This window comes from Sulfolobales archaeon (assembly GCA_038897115.1).
In the GTDB taxonomy this organism is placed as follows: domain Archaea; phylum Thermoproteota; class Thermoprotei_A; order Sulfolobales; family AG1; genus AG1.
In genome coordinates, this window is sequence record JAWAXC010000164.1 from 1 (window position 1) to 3,388 (window position 3,388).

The window sequence follows — 3,388 nt, forward strand, 5'->3', positions numbered from 1 at the left end:
TTACTAAGAGAACTCAAACAAAAATACGACTTTCAAGGCAGAAGACCACGAGCCAAAGACCCATTTAACCAAGCAATCTCCCTCCTATACGCTATATTATACTCCACAGCAACCAGAGCACTACTAGCAAGCGGATTAGACCCAACTTACGGATTACATCATAAAACCAGATACTCCACACCATTAGTATTCGATTATACAGAAATGTACAAACCAATAGCAATACATGCCGTAATCAAATATCTTAGAAAAACAAACAAATTACCAGAACTAGACGAAGAAGGCTATATAAGTAAAGAATCAATGAATACGCTAATGAAAGAATTCTATAGCATACTGAGAGCAAAAATCAGAGAAACCAACATAATACCATACAAAGCAATATACGTAAATGCCCTAAAACTAGCTAAAAGAATAAGAACAAAGGATAACACCATAAGATACACATACACCTATAACCCTAAAAAACTATTATATTCGCAAGAATGAAATAAAAACAACTTTTTAACCCCCCATAAGCCCACCTCACAACACACTAGCTTAAACAATAAGCATCTCCAAATACTTTTAGTTCTTTGTTATTTTGACTCCTAAAGCCCCATTACTCTTTTTATTGCATATTTGCTTTTAGTTCTTTGTTATTTTGACTTGAAGCGCTACGAAGCGAAGATATTGCGCGTTTTGACTTTTAGTTCTTTGTTATTTTGACATACCGCCCGAAAAAGTTAAGGAAATCAAAAAACAAAACTTTTAGTTCTTTGTTATTTTGACTAACATTTCCTTTAGAATTTTTGCTAATATCTCCGCACTTTTAGTTCTTTGTTATTTTGACGCCCATACTCATGGTACGGTGTTGTCTCTATTGGGTCTTTTAGTTCTTTGTTATTTTGACATGCCCTAAATGCCGCGCCGCGATTAGCAAATCCCTTTTAGTTCTTTGTTATTTTGACTTTGATAGCCTTAGTGGTCTTTTTAATGTGGTGGGCTTTTAGTTCTTTGTTATTTTGACTGTACTTGCGTCTTTTAACGCATTAAACAACATTTCGCCTTTTAGTTCTTTGTTATTTTGACAAATCGTGTTTTCAGTAAATCTGTTTAAGCCTATTACTTTTAGTTCTTTGTTATTTTGACTCTGTGGTCTCTACATCAACATAAAGGTCACCTAACTGCTTTTAGTTCTTTGTTATTTTGACATATAATTTAAAAGCTTTGTGCTTAACAAATGCAACCTTTTAGTTCTTTGTTATTTTGACTAGTGAGGGGCTGCTGCAACCCAATTCGCCACGCGCTTTTAGTTCTTTGTTATTTTGACAGTTATACTACTAACATCAGTCAACAAGGTAACAAGACTTTTAGTTCTTTGTTATTTTGACAGAGAAGAATGTTAAAAAAGCCTTAAGAGACAAAGTCTTTTAGTTCTTTGTTATTTTGACGGATCTAGTCCCAGAAGTAAAAGTTGGACACGTGTACACTTTTAGTTCTTTGTTATTTTGACTCAATTTTCTAATAGCTTTTTTAGCTTTTGTGGGCTTTTAGTTCTTTGTTATTTTGACTTATAACATTAAGCGATGCGAAAGATGCAAACATTAACTTTTAGTTCTTTGTTATTTTGACATGGGTGAAACAGAAGATGGCTCAACCCTTAAGTCCTTTTAGTTCTTTGTTATTTTGACACATTACCGCCCGCCGAAATCCAAAAAACTCTACCTTTTAGTTCTTTGTTATTTTGACAGTTGTAGATGTTTGGTGCAGTTACAGAAACACCCTTTTAGTTCTTTGTTATTTTGACGGCCTACCCAATGACTATGGGTGACATTATGAGAGCTTTTAGTTCTTTGTTATTTTGACAGGATTTCGAAAACATTAGCGTTTTCACCAACTTCTACTTTTAGTTCTTTGTTATTTTGACTTTCCCGTCCAAGACCACGAGGTGCGTGTGTGTACTTTTAGTTCTTTGTTATTTTGACCCTGGCTGAGTTAATAAGCAAAACGAAAAGCATTATAGACTTTTAGTTCTTTGTTATTTTGACTTGAGACCGGCTTGGCAAGCCAAGACTTTGTATTACTTTTAGTTCTTTGTTATTTTGACTTTTCAAGGAAATACCTTATTGCAGCTCTAGCTACTACACTTTTAGTGGTACAGCTTACGTTTTGGCTCATCATGTGATAGGGCAGCTCTAGCTACTACACTTTTAGTTCTTTGTTATTTTGACTAACAAAACTATTTTACAAAATGCAAAACATTAGCTTTTAGTTCTTTGTTATTTTGACCCATTCTATATCTTCTAAAATTGCATTCGCTTCGCTTGCTTTTAGTTCTTTGTTATTTTGACACTTCTACCTTTAGGCCTATTACGCCTTTTCTCTTCCTTTTAGTTCTTTGTTATTTTGACGGAAAAAGTTAGGAGCTTTTTCTCCTCTGCCTTTAACCTTTTAGTTCTTTGTTATTTTGACACATATATTTTGCTTTTCAACACATAACTGCTAGCACCTTTTAGTTCTTTGTTATTTTGACAATTGATATGGGTAGTAAATTAACAGTAAAATGGAACTTTTAGTTCTTTGTTATTTTGACACCAATATCAACCACATCTTTTCCTTTCACATTAACTTTTAGTTCTTTGTTATTTTGACAGTCCCAGGGTAGGTGGCATGTACAAAAATTGAGACTTTTAGTTCTTTGTTATTTTGACGGTTCTGTATGGCCTCCTGCAATAACATGGCCCTGGTCTTTTAGTTCTTTGTTATTTTGACATACCTGTATACGTATTTTTCTAGCAGGTCTTCCGCTTTTAGTTCTTTGTTATTTTGACGCGTCATCCAGCAAAACCCTAACTCTACTAGGACTATCCTTTTAGTTCTTTGTTATTTTGACTATACGTTTTAGTATTTAAAGCGCCCGTATTAAAAATATCTTTTAGTTCTTTGTTATTTTGACCCCCTTTTTAACGGTATTATAAGCCTAACTTTACGTCTTTTAGTTCTTTGTTATTTTGACCTTGAAAAGTCATTTTGGAGTTTGGAGGAATAGTTATTCTTTTAGTTCTTTGTTATTTTGACTGATCCGTTGCCGTTGTTTTTGCGTATTTTTTATGTTATTTCTCTTTTCTCACTTTTGGTTAATAAGTATTTGGGTGAGAGTTTTGTTTTAGCTCGTAATTTTACGTATATTACTCTCACCCCCATAAGCTACTTTTTAAACGATATTTAAGATCCTAAATGAGGAAGATAATTTCAATAAACCATTTGACTCTCACCAAAAAGCTTATAAACAAAATAACATCGAGGAAAGACAAAAATAATAAAGAACTAAGAGGCTCTAATTTCTCATTGAGCTCTTGAACAGAACCTTGACAAAATAATAAAGAACTAAAAAAAGATCGCTAAG

At 33.3% G+C, this 3,388-nt stretch carries 1 protein-coding gene and 1 CRISPR repeat array; the gene reads left to right on the forward strand.

What is annotated here, in order from left to right; all coding sequences use genetic code 11:
* Nucleotides 1-489, forward strand: a 489-nt coding sequence (cas1, locus tag QXE01_12225) for a CRISPR-associated endonuclease Cas1 (protein ID MEM4972004.1), incomplete at its 5' end; no start/stop codon positions are given.
* 75 nt (nucleotides 490-564) lie between these two features.
* Nucleotides 565-3,060: a CRISPR direct-repeat array (repeat unit 24 nt; unit sequence CTTTTAGTTCTTTGTTATTTTGAC).
* Nucleotides 3,061-3,388: the final 328 nt, after the last annotated feature.